Genomic DNA, 19,905 nt, shown 5'->3' with positions numbered 1-19,905 from the left:
CCGCAGAACGCGACTTAGGTGCAGGCTGAACGCAGGTCTCGCTCCGTGGGCCGAGCCGCATGGATGCGGCGAGAGCGCCGTCAGGGCATGGATGCCCGTTCGGCGCGGGCCCACGGAGCGGGACCGGAGTGAGGGAACCCGACGAAGTCGGGCCCAACCAGGAGCAGGCACTTTTGGTTACTTTTGGTGCTTTTCAAAAGTAACTCGCCGAAGGCGAAACGTCTGCCCCCAGGCAGACGCTCTTGATCTTGACGTACGAACCCACGCCGCAGGTCGCCGGGTGATTACCGTTCCAGAAGAATCCGCAACATCCGACGCAACGGCTCGGCCGCGCCCCACAACAACTGATCGCCCACGGTAAACGCGCCCAGATACTGCGAACCCATATTCAACTTGCGCAAACGCCCCACCGGAATATTCAACGTCCCGGTCACCGACGTCGGGCTCAGCTCCTGAATGCTTGCCTCGCGATTATTCGGCACCAGCTTCACCCACGGGTTGTGCTGACTGATCATTCCCTCGATATCCGCGATCGGCACATCCTTGTTCAGCTTGATCGTCAGCGCCTGACTGTGGCACCGCATCGCACCGATGCGCACGCAAATACCGTCGACCGGAATCGGGCTCTTGAAACGACCCAGAATCTTGTTCGTCTCCGCCTGCCCTTTCCACTCCTCACGGCTCTGACCGTTCGGCAGCTCCTTGTCGATCCACGGGATCAGACTGCCCGCCAGCGGCACCCCGAAATTCTCGGTCGGGAAACCCTCGCCACGCATCGCGTCAGCCACCTTGCGGTCGATGTCCAGAATCGCGCTGGCAGGGTTCGCCAGCTCGTCGGCCACCGACGCATTGATCGCGCCCATCTGCTTGATCAGCTCACGCATGTTCTGCGCACCGGCGCCGGAAGCGGCCTGATACGTCATGACGTTCATCCACTCCACCAGACCGGCCTCGAACAGCCCGCCCAGGCCCATCAGCATCAGGCTGACGGTGCAGTTGCCACCGATGTAGTTCTTGGTGCCGGCATCCAGCTGCTGGTCGATGACCTTGCGGTTGACCGGATCGAGGATGATCACGGCATCGTCCTGCATGCGCAGGGAAGACGCCGCGTCGATCCAGTAACCCTGCCAGCCCGCTTCGCGCAGCTTGGGGAAAACCTCGTTGGTATAGTCGCCGCCCTGGCAGGTCAGCACCACGTCCAGGGTCTTGAGCTCGTCGATGCTGTAGGCATCTTTCAGCGGCGCGACGTCCTTGCCCACCGACGGGCCTTGGCCGCCGACGTTGGAGGTGGTGAAAAAAACCGGCTCAATGAGATCGAAATCCTGCTCTTCCAGCATGCGCTGCATGAGCACGGAACCGACCATCCCGCGCCAACCGACCAGACCTACACGTTTCATCGCAACTACACCTTAATTAAAAGTGGGGCCCCGACCGCAGGGAGCCAAAGGGCTCAACCTGACAGTCGTGGGCCCGAGATATTACAGATTGCGCAGCGCGGCGACTACGGCGTCGCCCATTTCCTGCGTCCCGACCCGGGCATTGCCTTCGGACCAGATGTCGCCGGTGCGCAAGCCCTGATCCAGCACCAGGCTGACGGCTTTCTCGATGGCGTCGGCGGCGGTGTGTTCGTTGAAGCTGTAACGCAGCATCATCGACACCGACAGAATCGTCGCCAGCGGGTTGGCCACGCCTTTGCCGGCGATGTCCGGCGCCGAACCGTGGCAAGGCTCGTACATGCCCTTGTTGTTGGAATCCAGCGACGCCGACGGCAGCATGCCGATGGAACCGGTGAGCATCGACGCTTCGTCGGAGAGGATGTCGCCGAACATGTTGTCGGTCACGATTACGTCGAACTGCTTCGGTGCGCGGACCAGCTGCATGGCGGCGTTGTCGACGTACATGTGGCTGAGTTCGACGTCCGGGTAATCCTTGGCGACCTGCTCGACGATTTCGCGCCACAACTGACTGGAGGCCAGCACGTTGGCTTTGTCCACCGAGCAGAGCTTCTTGCCGCGCACGCGGGCCATGTCGAAGCCGACGCGGGCGATGCGGCGGATCTCGCTTTCGCTGTAGGGCAACGTATCGTAGGACTGGCGCTCGCCGTTTTCCAGCTCGCGGGTGCCGCGCGGTGCGCCGAAGTAGATACCGCCGGTCAGCTCGCGGACGATAAGGATATCCAGGCCGGCCACGATTTCTGGCTTAAGGCTGGAGGCATCGGCCAGCTGCGGATACAGAATTGCCGGACGCAGGTTGGCAAACAGGCCCAGTTGCGAGCGGATCTTCAGCAGGCCGCGCTCCGGACGGATGTCGCGCTCGATGGCGTCCCATTTCGGGCCGCCCACGGCGCCGAGCAATACGGCGTCAACGGCGCGGGCGCGCTCAAGGGTCTCATCGGCCAGCGGCACGCCGTGCTTGTCGATCGCCGCGCCGCCGATAACGTCGTGGCTCAGTTCGAACCCCAGCTGATATTTCTCGCTGGCCAGCTCCAGCACCTTGACCGCCTCGGCCATGATTTCCGGACCGATGCCATCACCTGGAAGAATCAGAATCTGCTTGCTCATAACGTCCTCGTTTCAAAATAGATGTCGGCCCGGAAAACAAGGCCGACTCGGCAGCTGCAAGCTTCAAGCGGCAAGCCACAAGTGATGCAGCGCCTGGCTCGGAATTTCTTGCAGCTTGAAGCTTGTAGCTTGCAGCTCACTGCTCCGCTTCAGCGGAAAAGCCAAGGCTGCGAAGCCCGATGCTTGCTCTCGAACGCGGCGATCGCCTCGCCGTCCACCAGGGTCAGACCGATGTCGTCCAGGCCGTTGAGCAGGCAGTGCTTGCGGAAGGCGTCGATTTCAAAGCGGTACACCTTGCCGTCTTCGCGGGTCACGGTCTGCGCTTCCAGGTCCACGTTCAACTGGTAGCCCGGTGTGGCTTCGACCACCTTGAACAGCTCATCGACCTCGCTTTCGGTCAGGATGATCGGCAGCAGGCCGTTCTTGAAGCTGTTGTTGAAGAAAATGTCTGCGTAGCTCGGCGCGATGATGCTGCGAAAGCCATATTCTTCCAGCGCCCATGGGGCGTGTTCACGGCTCGAGCCGCAGCCGAAGTTTTCCCGGGCCAGCAACACGCTTGCGCCTTGGTAACGCTCGGCGTTGAGCACGAAGTCAGGGTTCAGCGGACGCTTGCTGTTGTCCTGGTACGGCTGACCCACATCGAGGTAACGCCACTCGTCAAACAGGTTCGGGCCAAAGCCGGTGCGACGGATCGACTTCAGGAACTGCTTGGGGATGATCTGATCGGTGTCAACGTTGGCGCGATCCAGCGGAGCGACCAGACCGGTGTGTTGAGTAAAAGGCTTCATACGGGCTCCTTATGCCTGGCTCATGGTGCGAACGTCGACGAAACGGCCGTTGACCGCTGCCGCTGCCGCCATCGCCGGGCTGACCAGGTGAGTACGACCACCGGCGCCCTGACGGCCTTCGAAGTTGCGGTTGGAGGTCGACGCGCAGTGCTCGCCGCTCTCAAGGCGGTCCGGGTTCATCGCCAGGCACATCGAGCAGCCCGGCTCACGCCATTCGAAACCGGCTTCGATGAAGACCTTGTCCAGCCCTTCCCGCTCGGCCTGCTCCTTCACCAGACCCGAGCCCGGCACAACGATCGCCTGCTTGATGGTCGACGCCACTTTGCGGCCCTTGGCGATGTCCGCCGCCGCGCGCAGGTCTTCGATCCGCGAGTTGGTGCACGAGCCGATGAACACGCGATCGAGCTGGATATCGGTGATCGCCTGATTGGCTTTCAGGCCCATGTACTTCAAGGCGCGCTCGATGGAGCCACGCTTGACCAGATCGGCTTCCTGCGCCGGATCCGGCACGTTCTGATCCACGGCCACGACCATTTCCGGGGAGGTGCCCCAGCTGACTTGCGGCTTGATCTGGGTCGCGTCTAGCTCGACCACGGTGTCGAACACCGCGTCGTCGTCGGACACCAGGTCCTTCCAGGCTTCAACCGCAGCGTCCCACTGCTCGGCAGTCGGTGCGAAAGGACGACCCTTCACGTAGGCAATGGTCTTTTCATCGGTCGCCACCAGCCCGACGCGTGCGCCGGCTTCGATGGACATGTTGCAGATGGTCATGCGGCCTTCGACGGACAGGTCGCGAATGGCGCTGCCGGCGAACTCGATGGCATGGCCGTTACCGCCGGCGGTGCCGATCTTGCCGATGATGGCCAGGACGATGTCCTTGGCGGTGACGCCGAAGGGCAGCTTGCCTTCGACCTTCACTTGCATGTTCTTCATTTTCTTGGCGACCAGGCACTGGGTCGCGAGGACGTGCTCGACCTCGGAGGTGCCGATGCCGTGGGCCAGGGCGCCGAATGCGCCGTGGGTCGAGGTGTGGGAGTCGCCGCAGACCACGGTCATGCCCGGCAAGGTCGCGCCCTGCTCCGGGCCGATGACGTGAACGATGCCCTGGCGGACGTCGTTCATCTTGAATTCGGTGATGCCGTATTCGTCGCAGTTGTCGTCCAGGGTCTTGACCTGCAAGCGCGACACCTGATCGACGATGGCGTCAACGCCATCCTTGCGATCCGGGGTGGTCGGCACGTTGTGGTCGACGGTGGCGACGTTGGCGTCGATGCGCCACGGTTTGCGACGGGCCAGGCGCAAGCCTTCGAAAGCCTGAGGCGAAGTCACTTCGTGGATGATGTGACGGTCGATGTACAGCAGCGCGGAGCCATCGTCGCGCTGCTTGACCAAATGCGAATCCCAGAGCTTGTCGTAGAGCGTTTTGCCGGCCATCAGACGGTTCCTCATCAGCGTATTTCTATGCCCCGGCCGCCGATGTCGAAATGACACCGTAAAGACCCTTGGCTTGTGGGGGAGATGCTATGGAATATGCTTAAATAACTCAAATTCATATTTTTCATGCTTTGCATAACCAACAGGAATCCGAGATGGATTTGGCCAACCTCAATGCCTTTATCGCCATCGCCGAAATGGGCAGTTTCTCGGCCGCCGGCGAACGGCTGCACCTGACGCAACCGGCGGTCAGCAAGCGCATCGCCGGGCTGGAGCAACAGCTGGACGTGCGACTTTTTGATCGGCTGGGCCGCGAAGTCAGTCTGACCGAGGCCGGACGTGCCCTGCTCCCCCGCGCTTATCAGATCCTTAACGTGCTGGACGACACCCGTCGCGCGCTGACCAACCTGACCGGGGAAGTCACCGGGCGCCTGACCCTGGCGACCAGTCACCACATCGGACTGCACCGGTTGCCTACGCTGTTAAGGGCGTTTACAAAGGCCTATCCGGACGTCGCGCTGGACATTCAGTTTCTCGATTCGGAAGTGGCCTACGAAGAAATCCTCCACGGCCGTGCGGAGCTGGCGGTGATTACGTTGGCGCCCGAGCCCCACGCGCTGGTGAAGGCCGTCAAGGTCTGGGACGACCCCCTGGACTTCGTCGCCGCACCCGAGCACCCGCTGGCCACTCAGAAAAACGTCAGCCTGGCCGACATCGCCGGCTACCCCGCGGTGTTCCCGGGCGAAAATACCTTCACTCACCACATCGTCAGCGGACTCTGCGAAGCCCAGGGCCTGAAGCCGAATATCGCCATGAGCACCAACTACATGGAGACGATCAAGATGATGGTGTCCATTGGCCTGGCCTGGAGCGTGCTGCCCCGGACCATGCTCGACGAGCAAGTCACGGCCATTCCGTTACCGGGTATTCAGTTGCGCCGACAGCTGGGGTACATCGTCCACACCGAACGCACGCTGTCCAACGCCGCGCGGGCGTTCATGGCGCTGCTGGATGCGCAGGCCGCCGGGCTGGAGCAATCGCAGGCGCGCTGAACGCGCACAAAAAAGGCGCCCCGCAGGGCGCCTTCTCACGTTGACTCGGGATCAGTGAGTCAGGGTTTTCTGAGCATTGATTTCGATGCGTTTTGGCTTGGCCTCTTCAGGCACCAGACGCAGCAGGTCAATGTTCAGCAGGCCATTGGCCAAAGCAGCGTTCTTGACCTCGATGTGGTCAGCCAGGCGGAACGACAGCTTGAATGCACGCTGGGCAATGCCCTGGTGCAGGAAGGTCACGCCTTCCGCGGTGTTCTCGCGCTTGCTGCCGGTGACGGTCAGTACGCCCTTCTCGACTTGCAACTCCAGATCTTCCTCCTGGAACCCCGCCGCCGCGATGACAATGCGGTATTGGTCATCAGCGTGTTTTTCGACGTTGTAGGGAGGGTAGCTGCTCGCCGACTCGTTGCGCGCCGCCGATTCGAACAGGTCGTTGAAGCGGTCGAAGCCAACGGAGTGACGGAACAGTGGAGCCAGGGAAAATGCAGTAGTCATCTGAAAATCTCCTGATAAATCAGCAAGTGGTTATCTCCGCGACCCGATTTCGGCATCGCGTAACCCCAAAATAGGGACAGCCATTTGCGTTTCAAGAGTCGTGCAAAAACTTTTTTCAGGCGGCTTCCGGTATGTTCACGCCGAGCATCTGGTTGATCCGCTCGCAGTCGGTTTCGCGGCGCAGGGCATCGAACAGCAGAGTCGCTTCGGGGTAGCTTTTGGTCAGCAGAACCACCCACTGCTTGAGCCGGCCCGGTGCCTGAACGCGGGTCATCTTGGCCATGGCCTGCAGCCAGAAATCCCGCAGCAGCGGCTGTAACTCGATCCAGGTCATGGGGATGACGTCACGCCCGGCTTGCGCAGCGGCGATCTGACGGCCCAAGTCCGGACGCGCCACCAGACCGCGGCCGATCATGATGTCACGGGCCCCGCAGATTTCCCTGCAGCGCCGCCAGTCGTCGACGGTCCAGATCTCGCCGTTGGCAATGATCGGAATCTTCACCACGTCCTGAATCTTGCCGATCCACTCCCAGTGTGCCGGCGGCTTGTAGCCGTCAACTTTGGTGCGGGCGTGGACGACGATGTGTTCAGCGCCGCCCGCTTCCAGCGCCCGGGCGCAATCAAGGGCCGGCTCGGTGCTGTCGTAGCCCAGGCGCATCTTGGCGGTAACCGGAATGTGTGCCGGCACGGCGCGGCGTACGTGGCTGAGGATGGTGTGCAGCAGCTCCGGCTCCTTGAGCAGCACCGCCCCGCCCCGGGATTTGTTGACGGTCTTGGCCGGGCAGCCAAAATTCAAGTCGATGACCGGGGCGCCCAGTTCGGCCGCGAAGGCAGCGTTCTCGGCCAGGCACACCGGGTCAGAACCCAGCAGTTGCACACGCAGCGGCACGCCGGCGCGGGTTTTCGAACCCTGCAACAGTTCGGACGCGAGCTTGTGGAAGTAATGCTCCGGCAGCAGACGCTCGGTCACCCGAATGAATTCGGTCACGCACCAGTCGATGCCGCCGACTTGCGTCAGCACGTCGCGCAGGATGTCGTCGACCAGGCCTTCCATGGGCGCCAAGGCAATTTGCATGGGTCACACTCGAAAAAAAGTCCGGCAGTTTACGCAGAGACCGGCGGATTGGATACGCTTTACCCGCGCCGGACGTCAGGACACAACACGGTGCAGGCCGGCGGCGTAGCCGTCGATGAACTCGCTCGGCATGCGCTTGGGCTTGCCCGACGAGAGTTCGATGCAGACGAAGGTGGTTTGCGCCCGCAGCAAGGTCATGCCGTCACTCGGCCGTTTCAGCTGGAAGCGCCGGGTCATCTTCAGGCGCTGGTCCCAGTCGACGATCCAGGTCGCCAGTTGCAGCTCGTCATCCTGGTAGGCGCTGGCCAGGTAATCGATTTCGTGCCGGACCACGGCCATGGCCCGGTCGAGTCGGCGGTACTCGCTCAGGTCCAGGCCCAACTGCTGGGAATGCCGCCATGCGCAGCGTTCGAGCCAAGTGACGTACACGGCGTTGTTGGCGTGGCCCAGGCCGTCGATGTCTTCCTCGCCCACCTGCAGATCGATGACGAACGGCGTTGCCAGATCCCAGACCATGTTTTTCTGTCCCTATCAAATTCATTACGCGGGCAGTGTAACCAAAAGCATCGGACAAAACTGATGGCGGTCGTGGTTGGCCAGAGGTTGAGGGTGACTGCGCCGGCCTCTTCCCGGCTAAAGCCGGTCCCACTAAAAAAGCATCGCGTGCATCCAGAGGGATTGGCTGAACGCGAAACTTTGTGGGACTGGCTTTAGCCGGGAAGGCGTCGGGTGTCACGCTGCAGAATCGAGGGTGCCTGCGCGGGCCTCTTCCCGGCTGAAGCCAGTCCTACAACGGCATCAGAGCACCGCCGACTTGGCTGCCCGCAGCACTCGATCCGATAGCTCACTGGGGCCCAGGGCTCGGGCGAGGGCCAGGCCGCCGACCATCAAGGCGATGTCGGCCAGGGTCTTGTCGGTTTCTTCAGGACTGGCGGCGAGCTGCGCCACCATCAGTTCGACGTGTTCAGCCAGTGCGTTGCGAAAATCAACGGACAGACGCGCCATCTCCCCTATCGCCGTCGGCAAGGGGAAAGCGTGCTCTTGAGCGTCGCGGTGCCTGCGCGACAGGTAGAACGCCGCCAACAGCGCGCGCCGCTCCTCGCCCGGCAATTGGTCGTCAATGCTGGCGACCATCTCACGGCGTTCGGCCAGCAACTGGCTGAACGCTTCCAGCATCAGGGCTTCCTTGCTGTCGAAATGCGCATAGAACCCGCCCACCGTGAGCCCCGCTGCGCCCATAATCTCGTTGACGCTGGGCTCGATCGGGCCGCGCGCAATCAGGGCGGTGCTGGCAGCAGCGAGAATACGTTCGCGGGTCTGTGCTTTTTTGTCGTTCATGACCGCCTCCGGGATGATGACGATAATATTATCCTCATCATGTGCGTTGGCAAGGACGCATCAGGCATTTGAGATGACTGACAGGCGGATGAGACAAGAGAGATGACTGAAGATGAGGTAAACAAAGAAAGAAGGGATTGAGAACTCAAACCCCGAAAAAACAAAAGGGCCATTCAATAATCGAATGACCCTTGGTCTCGCAGAGCGAGAAATCGTGGCGTCCCCTAGGGGACTCGAACCCCTGTTACCGCCGTGAAAGGGCGGTGTCCTAGGCCACTAGACGAAGGGGACGCAAAACCTTCGAGCAGATTCGCCGATGACACATGACGAACCCTGGCAGAAATTGGTGGAGCTAAGCGGGATCGAACCGCTGACCTCCTGCATGCCATGCAGGCGCTCTCCCAGCTGAGCTATAGCCCCGGATTTACGCCTCTCGGCGGAGGTCAGCTAGAAAGCTTCACTCGGTAAAACTGGCGTCCCCTAGGGGACTCGAACCCCTGTTACCGCCGTGAAAGGGCGGTGTCCTAGGCCACTAGACGAAGGGGACGTAACCCTTGCGTACCGCATCGGTGCTGGTTCCGGAGCGGGACAAACTTCAAGGCAGTAAAGCAAACCTTGAAGCTTCTAATTTGGTGGAGCTAAGCGGGATCGAACCGCTGACCTCCTGCATGCCATGCAGGCGCTCTCCCAGCTGAGCTATAGCCCCACATTACACTGACAGAGAGCGCCGCGTTACCGCGTGTTTCTGCGTTGCCGTGTGGACGGGGCGCATATTAAGTGCGACCCACAATGCTGTCAAATTCTTTTTCAAACAATTCCAAAAGAATTTTCCGGGATAACAATCACTTACCGCCTCCCGGAAAACCGCCCCGCGTCGGGCCACCGGGCAATCGCTCAATGGCCCGGTGTCGCTCAGGCAACCGCTCAGCCAATCGCGCCGAGCAATTTTTCCCACTCTTTGTTCTCTTTCTTGGACACGCCGCCCAGCATGTCCAGCGCCTGGCGCAGACGGAAACGGGTCAGGTCCGGGCCGAGAATTTCCATCGCATCGGTCACCGAGACTGAATTCGCCTGACCGGTGATGGCAGCGAACATCAGCGGCATGGCGTCACGCAGTTTCAGTTCCAGGTGCTCGACGACCGCCTGGATGCAACCGGTGATCTTGTCCTTCTCCCACTGACGCAGGGACTCGAGCTTCCACAGGATCAACTGAATAACCTGACGCACTTGCTCCGGCGACAGCTTCTTGTGCTCGAACAATTTGGCGTCCGGCGTCACGCCACCGGCGAAGAAGAAGCCGCCCAGCGGGGCGATCTGGCTGAAGGTCTCGACGCGGCCCTGCACGTGGGGGGCGATCTTCATCATGTAGTCGCTGTTGAACGCCCACTTCTGCACGCGGGTGGCGAACTCTTCCACCGGCAGTTCACGCAGCCACTGGCCGTTGAGCCACGACAGTTTCTCGATGTCGAAAATCGGGCCGCCCAGGGAGACGCGGCTCAGATCGAAATGCTCGACCATCTCATCCAGCGAGAACTTTTCGCGCTCGTCGGGCATCGACCAGCCCATGCGGCCGAGGTAGTTGAGCATCGCTTCCGGCATGAAGCCCATGCGCTCGTAGAACGTGACCGAGGTCGGGTTCTTGCGCTTGGACAGCTTGCTCTTGTCCGGGTTACGCAGCAGCGGCATGTAGCACAGCGCCGGCTTTTCCCAGCCGAAATATTCGTAGAGCAGGATCAGCTTCGGTGCCGACGGCAGCCATTCTTCGCCGCGCAGCACGTGAGTAATGCCCATCAGGTGGTCGTCGACGACGTTGGCGAGGAAGTAGGTCGGCAGGCCGTCGGTCTTCATCAGGACTTGCATGTCCATGCGGTCCCACGGGATTTCCACTTCGCCGCGGAGGAGGTCCGGCACCACGCAGACGCCTTCGTTCGGCACCTTCATGCGGATCACATGGGGTTCGCCGGCGGCCAGGCGACGCTCGACTTCTTCCTTGGAGAGCAACAGCGCGCGGCCGTCATAGCGCGGAGCTTCGCCGCGGGCGGTCTGCTCGGCGCGCATCTGGTCGAGCTCTTCGGCGGTGCAGAAGCACGGGAAGGCATGACCGGCATCGACCAGTTCCTGCACGTACTTTTTGTAGATGTCGCCGCGCTCGCTCTGGCGATACGGGCCATGGGGACCGCCGACGTCAGGACCTTCGCTCCACTCGATGCCGAGCCAGCGCAGGGCGTCGAAAATCTGTTGTTCGGACTCGCGGGTCGAGCGCAGTTGGTCGGTGTCTTCAATGCGCAGGATGAATTCGCCGCCATGCTGCTTGGCGAAGCAATAGTTGAACAGCGCGATGTAGGCCGTGCCAACGTGGGGGTCGCCGGTGGGCGATGGCGCGATGCGGGTGCGAACGGTGGTCATGGAAAATCCCGGATAGGTCGAACAAGCCGCGAATGTTAACAGGCGCGGCCTGCGCGGCTCCAGCGCCAGCGGTGATGGGCTGCACAATCGGGGCGATGACGAGACAGGCGGCCCCGCCCTGCCGGCCCGGAACGCCTCGCAACGAATGCCCCGCCATCAGTGCCGGTCATGATCGCGACGATGGCTAGGTGCCAGACCGCCAACCCTGATAAATTTGCTGACATTCCAAAAATCCAGAACGCCCATGCCCGCCCAACTCAAGCGCCGCCTGTTCATCTTCTTCGGGGTGATTCTGCTGATCGCCCTCGCCTTCTTCGCCCAGTGGTACCTGAAAGGACGCTTTCACGAGTCCACCGACAACGCCTACGTGCAGGGTGAAATCACCCGGGTGTCCAGCCAGCTCGGCGCGCGGATCGACGAGGTGCTGGTGCAGGACAACCAGCACGTGGAAAAAGGCCAGTTGCTGGTACGGCTCGAGCCGGATGACTTTCGCCTGGCCATCGACCGGGCCCAGGCGACACTGGCAACCCGCGAGGCGGAGCGCTTGCAGGCACAGAGCCGTCTCACCCAGCAGTCGAGCCTGATCGCCGCCAGCGATGCGCAGGTGCAGGCGAATCAGGCGACCCTTGGGCGCACGCAACTGGACCTGGCGCGGCTGCAAAAACTGCGCACCCCGGGTTTCGTCTCGGAAGCGCAGGTCACGACCATGACCGCCGACAGCAACGTCGCGCGCTCCCAGGTCAGCAAGGCCCAGGCCGACGCCCAGAGTCAGCGCCAGCAGGTCAACGCGCTGAACGCCGAGATCAAGCGCCTCGACGCGCAGATCGCCACCGCTCGCGCCGACCTGGCTCAGGCGCAGATCAATGTGCAGCGCACCGAAATCCACTCGCCCCTCAGCGGGCTGGTCGGCCAGCGGGCGGCGCGCAATGGCCAGGTCGTTCAGGCCGGCGCGTACCTGCTGTCGATCGTGCCGGACGAGGACATCTGGGTGCAGGCCAATTTCAAGGAAACCCAGATCGAGCACATGGAGATCGGTCAGGTCGCCCAACTGACGTTCGACAGCTTTCCCGGCACGCCCATCGAGGGCCGCGTCGACAGCCTGTTTGCCGCCTCCGGCGCGCAGTTCAGTCTGCTGCCGCCGGACAACGCCACCGGCAACTTCACCAAGGTCGTGCAGCGCATCCCGGTCAAGTTGACCTTCGCGCCGGACAACCCGCTGCACGGCAAGATCCGCCCAGGCATGTCGGTGACCGTTTCGGTCGACATCCGGCCGGCGGACGACCCGCAACGTGGCCGGTGACGAGCTGATCCGCCCGGTCGGCGAACCGACCCGGCGCGACTGGATTGCCGTGATGAGTGTGATGCTCGGCGCGTTCATGGCGGTCCTCGACATCCAGATCACCAACTCGTCGCTCAAGGACATCCAGGGCGCACTGTCGGCGACCCTGGAAGAAGGCTCATGGATTTCCACCTCCTATCTGGTGGCGGAAATCATCATGATTCCGCTGACGGCCTGGCTGGTGCAGTTGCTCTCGGCGCGGCGCCTGGCGGTGTGGGTGTCGCTGGGTTTCCTGCTGTCGTCCCTGCTCTGCTCCATGGCCTGGAGCCTGGAGAGCATGATCGTGTTCCGCGCCCTGCAGGGCTTCACCGGCGGCGCGCTGATCCCGCTGGCGTTCACCCTGACGCTGATCAAACTGCCGGAGCATCACCGGGCCAAGGGCATGGCGCTGTTCGCCATGACCGCCACCTTCGCCCCGTCCATCGGCCCGACCCTGGGCGGCTGGCTGACGGAGAATTTTGGCTGGGAATACATCTTCTACATCAACATCCCGCCGGGGCTGGTGATGATTGGCGGTCTGCTCTACGGCCTGGAGAAGAAGGCGCCGCATTGGGAATTGCTCAAGAGCACCGACTACGCCGGCATCGTCACCCTGGGCGTCGGGCTGGGCTGCCTGCAGGTGTTTCTTGAAGAGGGCCATCGCAAGGACTGGCTGGAATCGAACCTGATCGTCGGTCTGGGCAGCATTGCGCTGGTGAGCCTGATCAGCTTTGTGATCATTCAGTTTTCCAAACCGAAACCGCTGATCAATCTGGGGATTCTCGGCAACCGCAATTTTGGGCTGTCGAGTATTTCCAGCGTGGGCATGGGGGTGGGTCTGTATGGCTCGATCTATCTGCTGCCGCTGTACCTGGCGCAGATTCAGGGCTACAACGCCCAGCAGATCGGCGAGGTGATCATGTGGATGGGCGTGCCCCAGCTGTTTCTGATTCCGCTGGTGCCACAGTTGATGAAGGTTATTTCGCCGAAGTTGCTGTGTACGCTGGGGTTTGGTTTGTTCGGGCTGGCGAGCTTTTCCTCCGGGGTGCTCAATCCGGATTTTGCCGGGCCGCAGTTCAATCAGATTCAGCTGGTGCGGGCGCTGGGTCAGCCGTTGATCATGGTGACCATTTCCCTGATCGCCACAGCGTTCATTCAGCCCCAGGACGCGGGGTCGGCGTCGAGTCTGTTCAATATTCTGCGCAACCTGGGCGGCGCCATCGGCATTGCGCTGCTGGCGACGTTACTGGATGCGCGAACCAAGACCTACTTCGACTATTTGCGCGAATCGATCTCCCCCGCCAACCCGCAAGTGGCCGAGCGCATGGCGATGCTCACCGACCGGCTGGGCAGCGAAACCGCGGCGCTGGGCAAGCTCAGCGAGATCGCCCATCAACAGGCAGCGATCATGGCCTACAACGACGCGTTTCATTTTGTCGGGATTGCGCTGGGGATCAGCATGCTGGCGGTGCTGTTGACGCGGAAGCTGCCGTCCGGGGTCAAGGGTGGCGCGGCGCATTGAGCCGTCATGACATGCCGCAATTGCTTAGCCAACACAACCCCTGTGGAAGCGAGCTTGCTCGCGAAAGCGTCGGCACATCCGCTGCATCTTCATCTGGAGTGAAAATGCCTTCGTGAGCAAGCTCGCTCCCACAAGTCCAGCAGCGTGGCGGGGATACCAGGTTGAACACAACCCTTGTGGGAGCGAGCTTGCTCGCGAAAGCGTCGGTACATCCGCCGCATCTTCATCTGGAGTGAAGATGCCTTCGTGAGCAAGCTCACTCCCACAGGTCCACCAGCGTGGCCGGGATACCAGGTTAAACACAACCCTTGTGGGAGCGAGCTTGCCCGCGAAAGCGTTGATACATCCGCTGCATCTTCATCTGGAGTGAAAATGCCTTCGTGAGCAAGCTCACTCCCATAAGTCCACCAGCGTGGCCGGGATACCAGGGTGAACACAACCCTTGTGGGAGCGAGCTTGCTCGCGAAAGCGTCGGCACATCCGCTGCATCTTCATCTAGAGTGAAAATGCCTTCGTGAGCAAGCTCACTCCCACAGGTCCCGCGGCGTGACCGATATTCAGCGTCGTGCCCCCGGTCACTCCCACACCGCCCTCAAACCGCCAGCAAGCGCTCGCGCAATTTGCCGATCTCGTCGCGCATCTGCGCTGCCGCCTCGAACTCCAGGTCGCGGGCCAGCTGGTACATCTTCTCTTCCAGCTGACGAATGCGTTTGGTGATTTCGCTCGGCGAGCGCAGTTCGGCTTCGTACTTGGCGTTCTCTTCGGCGGCCTTGGCCATGCCCTTGCGCTTCTTGCTGCGCGAGCCGGGCACGGTGGCGCCTTCCATGATGTCGGCGACGTCCTTGATCACGCTTTTCGGCGTGATGCCGTTGGCCAGGTTGAAGGCGATCTGCTTCTCGCGACGACGGTCGGTTTCTTCGATCGCGCGCTCCATGGAGCCGGTGATGCGGTCGGCGTAGAGGATCGCGCGGCCATTGAGGTTACGCGCGGCACGGCCGATGGTCTGGATCAGCGAGCGCTCGGAGCGCAGGAAGCCTTCCTTGTCGGCATCGAGAATCGCCACCAGCGACACTTCCGGCATGTCCAGGCCTTCGCGCAGCAGGTTGATCCCCACCAGCACATCAAAGGTGCCCAGACGCAGGTCGCGGATGATCTCCACACGCTCGACCGTATCGATGTCCGAGTGCAGGTAACGCACGCGCACGCCGTGGTCGGCCAGGTAATCGGTGAGGTCTTCGGACATGCGCTTGGTCAGCGTGGTCACCAGCACCCGCTCCTCGATCGCCACGCGCTTGTGGATCTCGGAGAGCAAGTCGTCGACCTGGGTCAGTGCCGGACGGATTTCGATCTGCGGGTCGACCAGACCGGTCGGCCGCACCACCTGCTCGACCACACGGCCCGCGTGCTCGGCTTCGTAAGGCCCGGGCGTCGCGGAAACAAAAATGGTCTGCGGACTGACGTTTTCCCACTCATCGAACCGCATCGGCCGGTTGTCCAGCGCGGACGGCAGGCGGAAACCGTACTCCACCAGCGTTTCCTTACGCGAGCGGTCGCCCTTATACATGGCGCCGACCTGGGGCACGCTGACGTGGGACTCATCGATCACCAGCAGCGCGTCAGCCGGCAGGTAGTCGTACAGCGTCGGCGGCGGCGCGCCGGACGGACGCCCGGACAAGTAGCGCGAGTAGTTTTCGATGCCGTTGCAGTAACCCAGTTCGAGGATCATCTCCAGGTCAAAACGGGTGCGCTGCTCCAGACGCTGGGCTTCCACCAGTTTGTTGGCGCCGCGCAGGTATTCCAGACGCTCGTTCAGCTCGACCTTGATGCCTTCCATCGCGTCCAGCAGCGTTTCGCGCGGGGTCACGTAGTGGCTCTTCGGGTAGAAGGTGAAGCGCGGCAGTTTGCGAATGACCTCGCCGGTCAGCGGATCGAAGGCAGAGAGGCTCTCGACCTCGTCATCGAACAGCTCGATACGGATGGCTTCCAGGTCGGATTCCGCCGGGAAGACGTCGATCACGTCGCCGCGCACCCGGAAGGTCGCCCGGGCGAAATCCATGTCGTTGCGGGTGTATTGCAGGTCGGCCAGACGGCGCAGCAACGCGCGCTGATCGAGCTTGTCGCCACGATCCACGTGCAGAACCATGCGCAGGTAGGTTTCCGGACTGCCCAGACCGTAGATGCATGACACCGTGGTGACGATGATCGAGTCCTTGCGCTCCAGCAACGCTTTGGTCGCGGACAGGCGCATCTGCTCAATGTGGTCGTTGATCGACGCGTCCTTCTCGATGAAGGTGTCCGACGACGGCACGTAGGCTTCCGGCTGGTAGTAGTCGTAGTAGGAAACGAAGTATTCGACCGAATTGTTCGGGAAAAACGCCTTGAACTCGCCGTACAGCTGGGCGGCCAAGGTTTTGTTCGGCGCCAGCACCAGGGTCGGGCGCTGCACTTGCTGAATGACGTTGGCGATGCTGAATGTCTTGCCCGAGCCGGTTACACCGAGCAGGGTCTGGTGCGACAGGCCGGCGTCGATGCCTTCAACCAACTGACGAATCGCCTCCGGTTGATCGCCGGCCGGCTCAAAACGGGTAACGAGCTGAAATTCGGACATAAGGTTCCTTTGGACGGCAACGCAATTGAGCACGGACGGCTGATCCCGTCACGGAAAAGACGTACATAGAAGAAGGTGATGGGACTACAGGTGGAGTCGACTGCGCCACCTTTCAAGCCACCCTCCGCAGATTAGTCCGCGGCACTGGACTAACGGTCGAAAAATTTCGCGAAATATCCGGAAAAACCTGCCCCGCCCTGTCGCCCGCACTGGCGCGGCCCTTTATACTTGCTCCCCGTTTGTGCACCGCTCTAGTGCAATCGGCTGGAGCGACGCGACCCATTCACTCCCCACTCAGAGCCCCCGCACAATGAGCCTGTTCTCCGCTGTCGAAATGGCACCACGCGATCCAATCCTGGGCCTCAACGAAGCATTCAACGCCGATACCCGTACGACCAAGGTCAATCTGGGTGTAGGCGTCTACAGCAACGAAGAAGGGAAAATTCCGCTGCTGCGCGCCGTTGTCGAAGCGGAAGAAAACCGGGTGGCTCAACACCTGCCCCGCGGCTACCTGCCGATTGACGGTATCGCTGCCTACGACAAGGCCGTGCAAACCCTGCTGTTCGGTGCCGAGTCGCCGCTGCTGGCCTCGGGCCGGGTAATGACGGTCCAGGCGGTCGGCGGCACGGGCGCTCTCAAGATTGGCGCTGACTTCCTCAAGCAGCTGTCCCCTGACGCCGTTGTGGCGATCAGCGACCCGAGCTGGGAGAACCACCGCGCGCTGTTCGAAACCGCCGGTTTCCCGGTGCAGAACTACCGCTATTACGACGCCGCCACCCATGACGTAAACCGCACGGGGATGCTGGAAGATCTGCAGAACCTGCCGTCCGGCTCGATCGTCGTGCTGCACGCCTGCTGCCACAACCCGACCGGCGTTGACCTGACCCTGGAGGACTGGAAGAAGGTGCTTGAGGTGCTGAAGGCCAAGGGTCATGTGCCATTCCTGGACATGGCGTATCAGGGCTTCGGTGACGGGATCGACGAGGACGCGGCGGCGGTGCGTCTGTTTGCCGACAGCGGCCTGACGTTCTTTGCTTCCAGCTCATTTTCGAAGTCGTTTTCGCTGTATGGCGAGCGGGTCGGCGCGCTGTCGATTGTGACGGATTCGAAAGAGGAGACAGCGCGGGTGCTGTCGCAGGTGAAGCGTGTGATCCGCACGAACTATTCGAACCCGCCGACCCATGGTGCGTCGATTGTGGCGGCGGTGTTGAGCAGCCCTGAGTTGCGCGCCAAGTGGGAGGAGGAGTTGGGTGAGATGCGCCTGCGGATTCGCGGGATGCGTGAGGAGATGACGCAGCGTCTGGCGAATAATGCGGCGGGGCAGGATTTCAGTTTTGTCGCGCGGCAGCGGGGGATGTTTTCGTATTCGGGTCTGACGACGGCGCAGGTTCATCGTCTGCGCAGCGAGTTCGGGATTTATGCGCTGGATACCGGGCGGATTTGTGTGGCGGCGTTGAACAAGGGGAATATCGGGGCAGTAACGGAGGCGATCCTGGCGGTTATCTAAACCGCTGAACATTTAAGATCAAGAGCGTCTGCCTAAGGGCAGACGTTTCGCCTCCGGCGAGTTACTTGGAAAAGCACCCCAAGTAACCAAGGGTGCTTGCTCTCGGTTGGGCCCGACTTCGTCGGGTTCCCTCACTCCGACGACGCTCCGTGGGCCCGCGCCGAACGGACATCCATGTCCTGACGGCGCTCTCGCCGCATCCATGCGGCTCGGCCCACTCCGCGTCGTCTGCGTTCGGCCTGCACCAAAGTCGCGATGGGTGTCGTCTGGACTTCCCGCGTCGGAAGATCAAAAGCAGATCAAAAGCTTCCCGGCTGAAGCCGGTCCTACAGTCATCGCCAGTCCTACAGGTGCGCGCGGTGTTTCAGTGGGACCGGCTTTAGCCGGGAAGAGGCCGGTGTAGGCGCTGGCAGTTCCGCTGACCAAACACCGTCCCCGTGGGAGCGAGCTTGCTCGCGAATGCTGTTGCCGTTGCCGTTGCCGTTGCCGTGCTTTTGATCTTCGTACGCAAAAAGCCCAAACACCACAAATCGCGACTTGGGTGCAGGCTGAACGCAGACGACGCGGAGTGGGCCGAGCGGCATGGATGCCGCGAGAGCGCCGCTAGGACATGGATGTCCGTTCGGCGCGGGCCCACGGAGCGTCGTCGGAGTGAGGGTATTCCGACGAAGGAGGAACCCAACCAGGAGCAGGGCCTTTTTGGTTACTTTTTCGGCTCTTGGAAAAAGTGACCCGCCGTAAGGGCGGAACCCTAACAACAGCACACCGAGATATTGGATACGCGTAAATATTTGCGCATTTACCCGCTTTTCGGAGCCTGCGACTACGCTTTCTTCCGATACGCCATCGAATCATCAATCCGCTTAAGTATGTAATCCCCCGCCGCCACCGCCGGATACCGACTGGCAGCAGCCTCGATTCCCAAATCGCACGGATCAACAACCGCCCCATAGGTCGGGTCATAAAACGTCGCGATCGAATACCGCTCATGCCCTGACTGATTGATCACCCGATGCAAGGTCGACCGAAACCGATCATTCGACCAGCGCGCCAGCAAATCCCCCACGTTCACCACCAGACTGCCCTCGATCGGCGTTGCATCAATCCACGCCCCGCTGCCCAACTCACGCACCTGCAGACCGCCGCTGTTGTCCTGATGCAACAACGTAATGCAGCCATAATCCGTGTGCGGCGCGACGCCGAACTGATCGGCTTCGGCCCGGGGTGGATGGGGCGGGTAATAGACCATCTGCGTACGCTGCAAACGCTTGCCGTATTTCGGCGCAAAGAAACCGTGCTCGATGCCCAAGCCCACGGCCACGGCCTTCAACAGATCAGCACCCGCCTTGCCCATCTCCTCGTAGTACGCTTCCAGCGCCACCCGCAATGCCGGCATGAAATCCGGCCACTGGTTCGGCCCGCGCAACGCCTCCCCCGCCAGCACACTCGGGTCATCCTCCGGCAGCTCCAGGCCGATGCTGAAAAACTCCTTGAAATCCGGTTTGGTCGCCTCATACATCAGCGCCCCGCCCAACGCATGCCAGCCGCGGTGGCGCTTGTTCACCGCCACCTGGCGCTTTATTTCCGGCGCGTAGGCGAAGAAGGTTTTCGCGGCCGCCATGGTGCTGTCGATCACGTGTCGGGGGACACCGTGGTTGATGATGTAGAAGAAGCCGCTCTCGCTGCAGGCGGTGCGGATGGCTTCGCCGGCGCGCCGGATCGCGGCCTCGTCGCCTTCACGGACGCCGGCCATGTCGATGATCGGGAGGTTGGCGGTGACGGTCATGGCAGGCTCCGGGCG

At 61.7% G+C, this 19,905-nt stretch carries 15 protein-coding genes and 4 tRNA genes; 4 read left to right on the top strand and 15 right to left on the bottom strand.

Annotated features, from left to right (window positions below; all coding sequences use genetic code 11):
* Positions 1 to 284 precede the first annotated feature (284 nt).
* The 4 genes from asd to leuC form a co-directional block, all read right to left on the bottom strand.
* Positions 285 to 1,397, bottom strand: a complete 1,113-nt coding sequence (gene asd, locus ABEH28_RS08950) for an aspartate-semialdehyde dehydrogenase (protein WP_065986059.1) — start codon at positions 1,395 to 1,397, stop codon at positions 285 to 287.
* Between the two features lie 81 nt (positions 1,398 to 1,478).
* Entirely contained in the window at positions 1,479 to 2,561 is a 1,083-nt protein-coding gene (gene leuB / locus ABEH28_RS08945; protein WP_074885033.1) for a 3-isopropylmalate dehydrogenase, read from the bottom strand.
* 149 nt (positions 2,562 to 2,710) lie between these two features.
* The gene (leuD, locus tag ABEH28_RS08940) at positions 2,711 to 3,349 is read right to left on the bottom strand and encodes a 3-isopropylmalate dehydratase small subunit (protein WP_282372744.1); all 639 of its coding nucleotides are present in this window, start codon (positions 3,347 to 3,349) and stop codon (positions 2,711 to 2,713) included.
* Between the two features lie 9 nt (positions 3,350 to 3,358).
* A complete protein-coding gene (leuC, locus tag ABEH28_RS08935; protein WP_122538324.1) occupies positions 3,359 to 4,783 on the bottom strand; it encodes a 3-isopropylmalate dehydratase large subunit in 1,425 nt (474 codons plus the stop codon).
* Positions 4,784 to 4,938: 155 nt separating this feature from the next.
* Between leuC and ABEH28_RS08930 the strand changes: the two genes are divergently transcribed.
* Complete coding sequence (locus ABEH28_RS08930) at positions 4,939 to 5,835, top strand: LysR family transcriptional regulator (RefSeq protein WP_282372743.1); 897 nt, start codon at positions 4,939 to 4,941, stop codon at positions 5,833 to 5,835.
* Positions 5,836 to 5,886: 51 nt separating this feature from the next.
* Here ABEH28_RS08930 and ABEH28_RS08925 read toward each other — a convergent pair whose 3' ends face one another.
* From ABEH28_RS08925 to gltX, 9 genes are all read right to left on the bottom strand, one after another.
* Positions 5,887 to 6,330, bottom strand: coding sequence for an Hsp20 family protein (locus ABEH28_RS08925; protein WP_133771705.1), 444 nt, complete (start codon positions 6,328 to 6,330; stop codon positions 5,887 to 5,889).
* A gap of 115 nt (positions 6,331 to 6,445) precedes the next feature.
* Positions 6,446 to 7,405: a tRNA-dihydrouridine synthase family protein gene (locus ABEH28_RS08920; RefSeq protein ID WP_346629702.1), complete on the bottom strand. Its 960-nt coding sequence runs from the start codon at positions 7,403 to 7,405 to the stop codon at positions 6,446 to 6,448.
* Positions 7,406 to 7,480: 75 nt separating this feature from the next.
* Entirely contained in the window at positions 7,481 to 7,921 is a 441-nt protein-coding gene (locus ABEH28_RS08915) for a thioesterase family protein (protein ID WP_346629701.1), read from the bottom strand.
* Between the two features lie 282 nt (positions 7,922 to 8,203).
* A complete protein-coding gene (locus ABEH28_RS08910; protein ID WP_346629700.1) occupies positions 8,204 to 8,743 on the bottom strand; it encodes a TetR/AcrR family transcriptional regulator in 540 nt (179 codons plus the stop codon).
* 215 nt (positions 8,744 to 8,958) lie between these two features.
* A tRNA-Glu gene (locus tag ABEH28_RS08905) sits at positions 8,959 to 9,034 on the bottom strand.
* Positions 9,035 to 9,087: 53 nt separating this feature from the next.
* Positions 9,088 to 9,163: transfer RNA gene (locus ABEH28_RS08900), tRNA-Ala, on the bottom strand.
* A gap of 51 nt (positions 9,164 to 9,214) precedes the next feature.
* A tRNA-Glu gene (locus ABEH28_RS08895) sits at positions 9,215 to 9,290 on the bottom strand.
* An 83-nt stretch (positions 9,291 to 9,373) separates the two neighbouring features.
* Positions 9,374 to 9,449: transfer RNA gene (locus tag ABEH28_RS08890), tRNA-Ala, on the bottom strand.
* A gap of 218 nt (positions 9,450 to 9,667) precedes the next feature.
* Complete coding sequence (gene gltX, locus ABEH28_RS08885) at positions 9,668 to 11,149, bottom strand: glutamate--tRNA ligase (protein WP_346629699.1); 1,482 nt, start codon at positions 11,147 to 11,149, stop codon at positions 9,668 to 9,670.
* Between the two features lie 244 nt (positions 11,150 to 11,393).
* On the opposite strand from gltX, the gene ABEH28_RS08880 reads away from it, so the two are divergent.
* Both ABEH28_RS08880 and ABEH28_RS08875 read left to right on the top strand, forming a co-directional pair.
* Entirely contained in the window at positions 11,394 to 12,449 is a 1,056-nt protein-coding gene (locus ABEH28_RS08880) for an HlyD family secretion protein (protein WP_192174861.1), read from the top strand.
* Positions 12,450 to 12,498: 49 nt separating this feature from the next.
* A complete protein-coding gene (locus ABEH28_RS08875; protein WP_282372747.1) occupies positions 12,499 to 13,989 on the top strand; it encodes an MDR family MFS transporter in 1,491 nt (496 codons plus the stop codon).
* A gap of 592 nt (positions 13,990 to 14,581) precedes the next feature.
* Here the strand turns inward: ABEH28_RS08875 and uvrB are convergent.
* Complete coding sequence (uvrB, locus tag ABEH28_RS08870; RefSeq protein WP_192174255.1) at positions 14,582 to 16,597, bottom strand: excinuclease ABC subunit UvrB; 2,016 nt, start codon at positions 16,595 to 16,597, stop codon at positions 14,582 to 14,584.
* A 310-nt stretch (positions 16,598 to 16,907) separates the two neighbouring features.
* Between uvrB and ABEH28_RS08865 the strand changes: the two genes are divergently transcribed.
* Positions 16,908 to 18,104 carry an amino acid aminotransferase gene (locus ABEH28_RS08865; protein WP_346626406.1) on the top strand — a complete coding sequence of 399 codons (1,197 nt, stop codon included), beginning with the start codon at positions 16,908 to 16,910 and terminating at the stop codon, positions 18,102 to 18,104.
* 823 nt (positions 18,105 to 18,927) lie between these two features.
* On the opposite strand, the gene ABEH28_RS08860 is transcribed toward ABEH28_RS08865, so the two are convergent.
* Positions 18,928 to 19,890 carry a 2-oxoglutarate and iron-dependent oxygenase domain-containing protein gene (locus ABEH28_RS08860; protein WP_346629698.1) on the bottom strand — a complete coding sequence of 321 codons (963 nt, stop codon included), beginning with the start codon at positions 19,888 to 19,890 and terminating at the stop codon, positions 18,928 to 18,930.
* Positions 19,891 to 19,905: the final 15 nt, after the last annotated feature.

It is taken from the genome of Pseudomonas sp. Ps21-P2 (genome assembly GCF_039672565.1).
Taxonomy (GTDB): Bacteria; Pseudomonadota; Gammaproteobacteria; order Pseudomonadales; family Pseudomonadaceae; genus Aquipseudomonas.
This window is presented reverse-complemented; position numbering and strand designations above follow the sequence as displayed.

What these genes read in the sequence shown, in the direction of transcription:
- uvrB (WP_192174255.1), bottom strand. Translation starts at nt 16,597, where the DNA reads ATGTCCGAATTTCAGCTCGTTACCCGTTTTGAGCCGGCCGGCGATCAA.
- ABEH28_RS08910 (WP_346629700.1), bottom strand. Translation starts at nt 8,743, where the DNA reads ATGAACGACAAAAAAGCACAGACCCGCGAACGTATTCTCGCTGCTGCC.
- gltX (WP_346629699.1), bottom strand. Translation starts at nt 11,149, where the DNA reads ATGACCACCGTTCGCACCCGCATCGCGCCATCGCCCACCGGCGACCCC.
- ABEH28_RS08880 (WP_192174861.1), top strand. Translation starts at nt 11,394, where the DNA reads ATGCCCGCCCAACTCAAGCGCCGCCTGTTCATCTTCTTCGGGGTGATT.
- ABEH28_RS08915 (WP_346629701.1), bottom strand. Translation starts at nt 7,921, where the DNA reads ATGGTCTGGGATCTGGCAACGCCGTTCGTCATCGATCTGCAGGTGGGC.
- ABEH28_RS08930 (WP_282372743.1), top strand. Translation starts at nt 4,939, where the DNA reads ATGGATTTGGCCAACCTCAATGCCTTTATCGCCATCGCCGAAATGGGC.
- ABEH28_RS08920 (WP_346629702.1), bottom strand. Translation starts at nt 7,405, where the DNA reads ATGCAAATTGCCTTGGCGCCCATGGAAGGCCTGGTCGACGACATCCTG.
- ABEH28_RS08865 (WP_346626406.1), top strand. Translation starts at nt 16,908, where the DNA reads ATGAGCCTGTTCTCCGCTGTCGAAATGGCACCACGCGATCCAATCCTG.
- leuD (WP_282372744.1), bottom strand. Translation starts at nt 3,349, where the DNA reads ATGAAGCCTTTTACTCAACACACCGGTCTGGTCGCTCCGCTGGATCGC.
- ABEH28_RS08925 (WP_133771705.1), bottom strand. Translation starts at nt 6,330, where the DNA reads ATGACTACTGCATTTTCCCTGGCTCCACTGTTCCGTCACTCCGTTGGC.
- leuC (WP_122538324.1), bottom strand. Translation starts at nt 4,783, where the DNA reads ATGGCCGGCAAAACGCTCTACGACAAGCTCTGGGATTCGCATTTGGTC.
- leuB (WP_074885033.1), bottom strand. Translation starts at nt 2,561, where the DNA reads ATGAGCAAGCAGATTCTGATTCTTCCAGGTGATGGCATCGGTCCGGAA.
- asd (WP_065986059.1), bottom strand. Translation starts at nt 1,397, where the DNA reads ATGAAACGTGTAGGTCTGGTCGGTTGGCGCGGGATGGTCGGTTCCGTG.
- ABEH28_RS08860 (WP_346629698.1), bottom strand. Translation starts at nt 19,890, where the DNA reads ATGACCGTCACCGCCAACCTCCCGATCATCGACATGGCCGGCGTCCGT.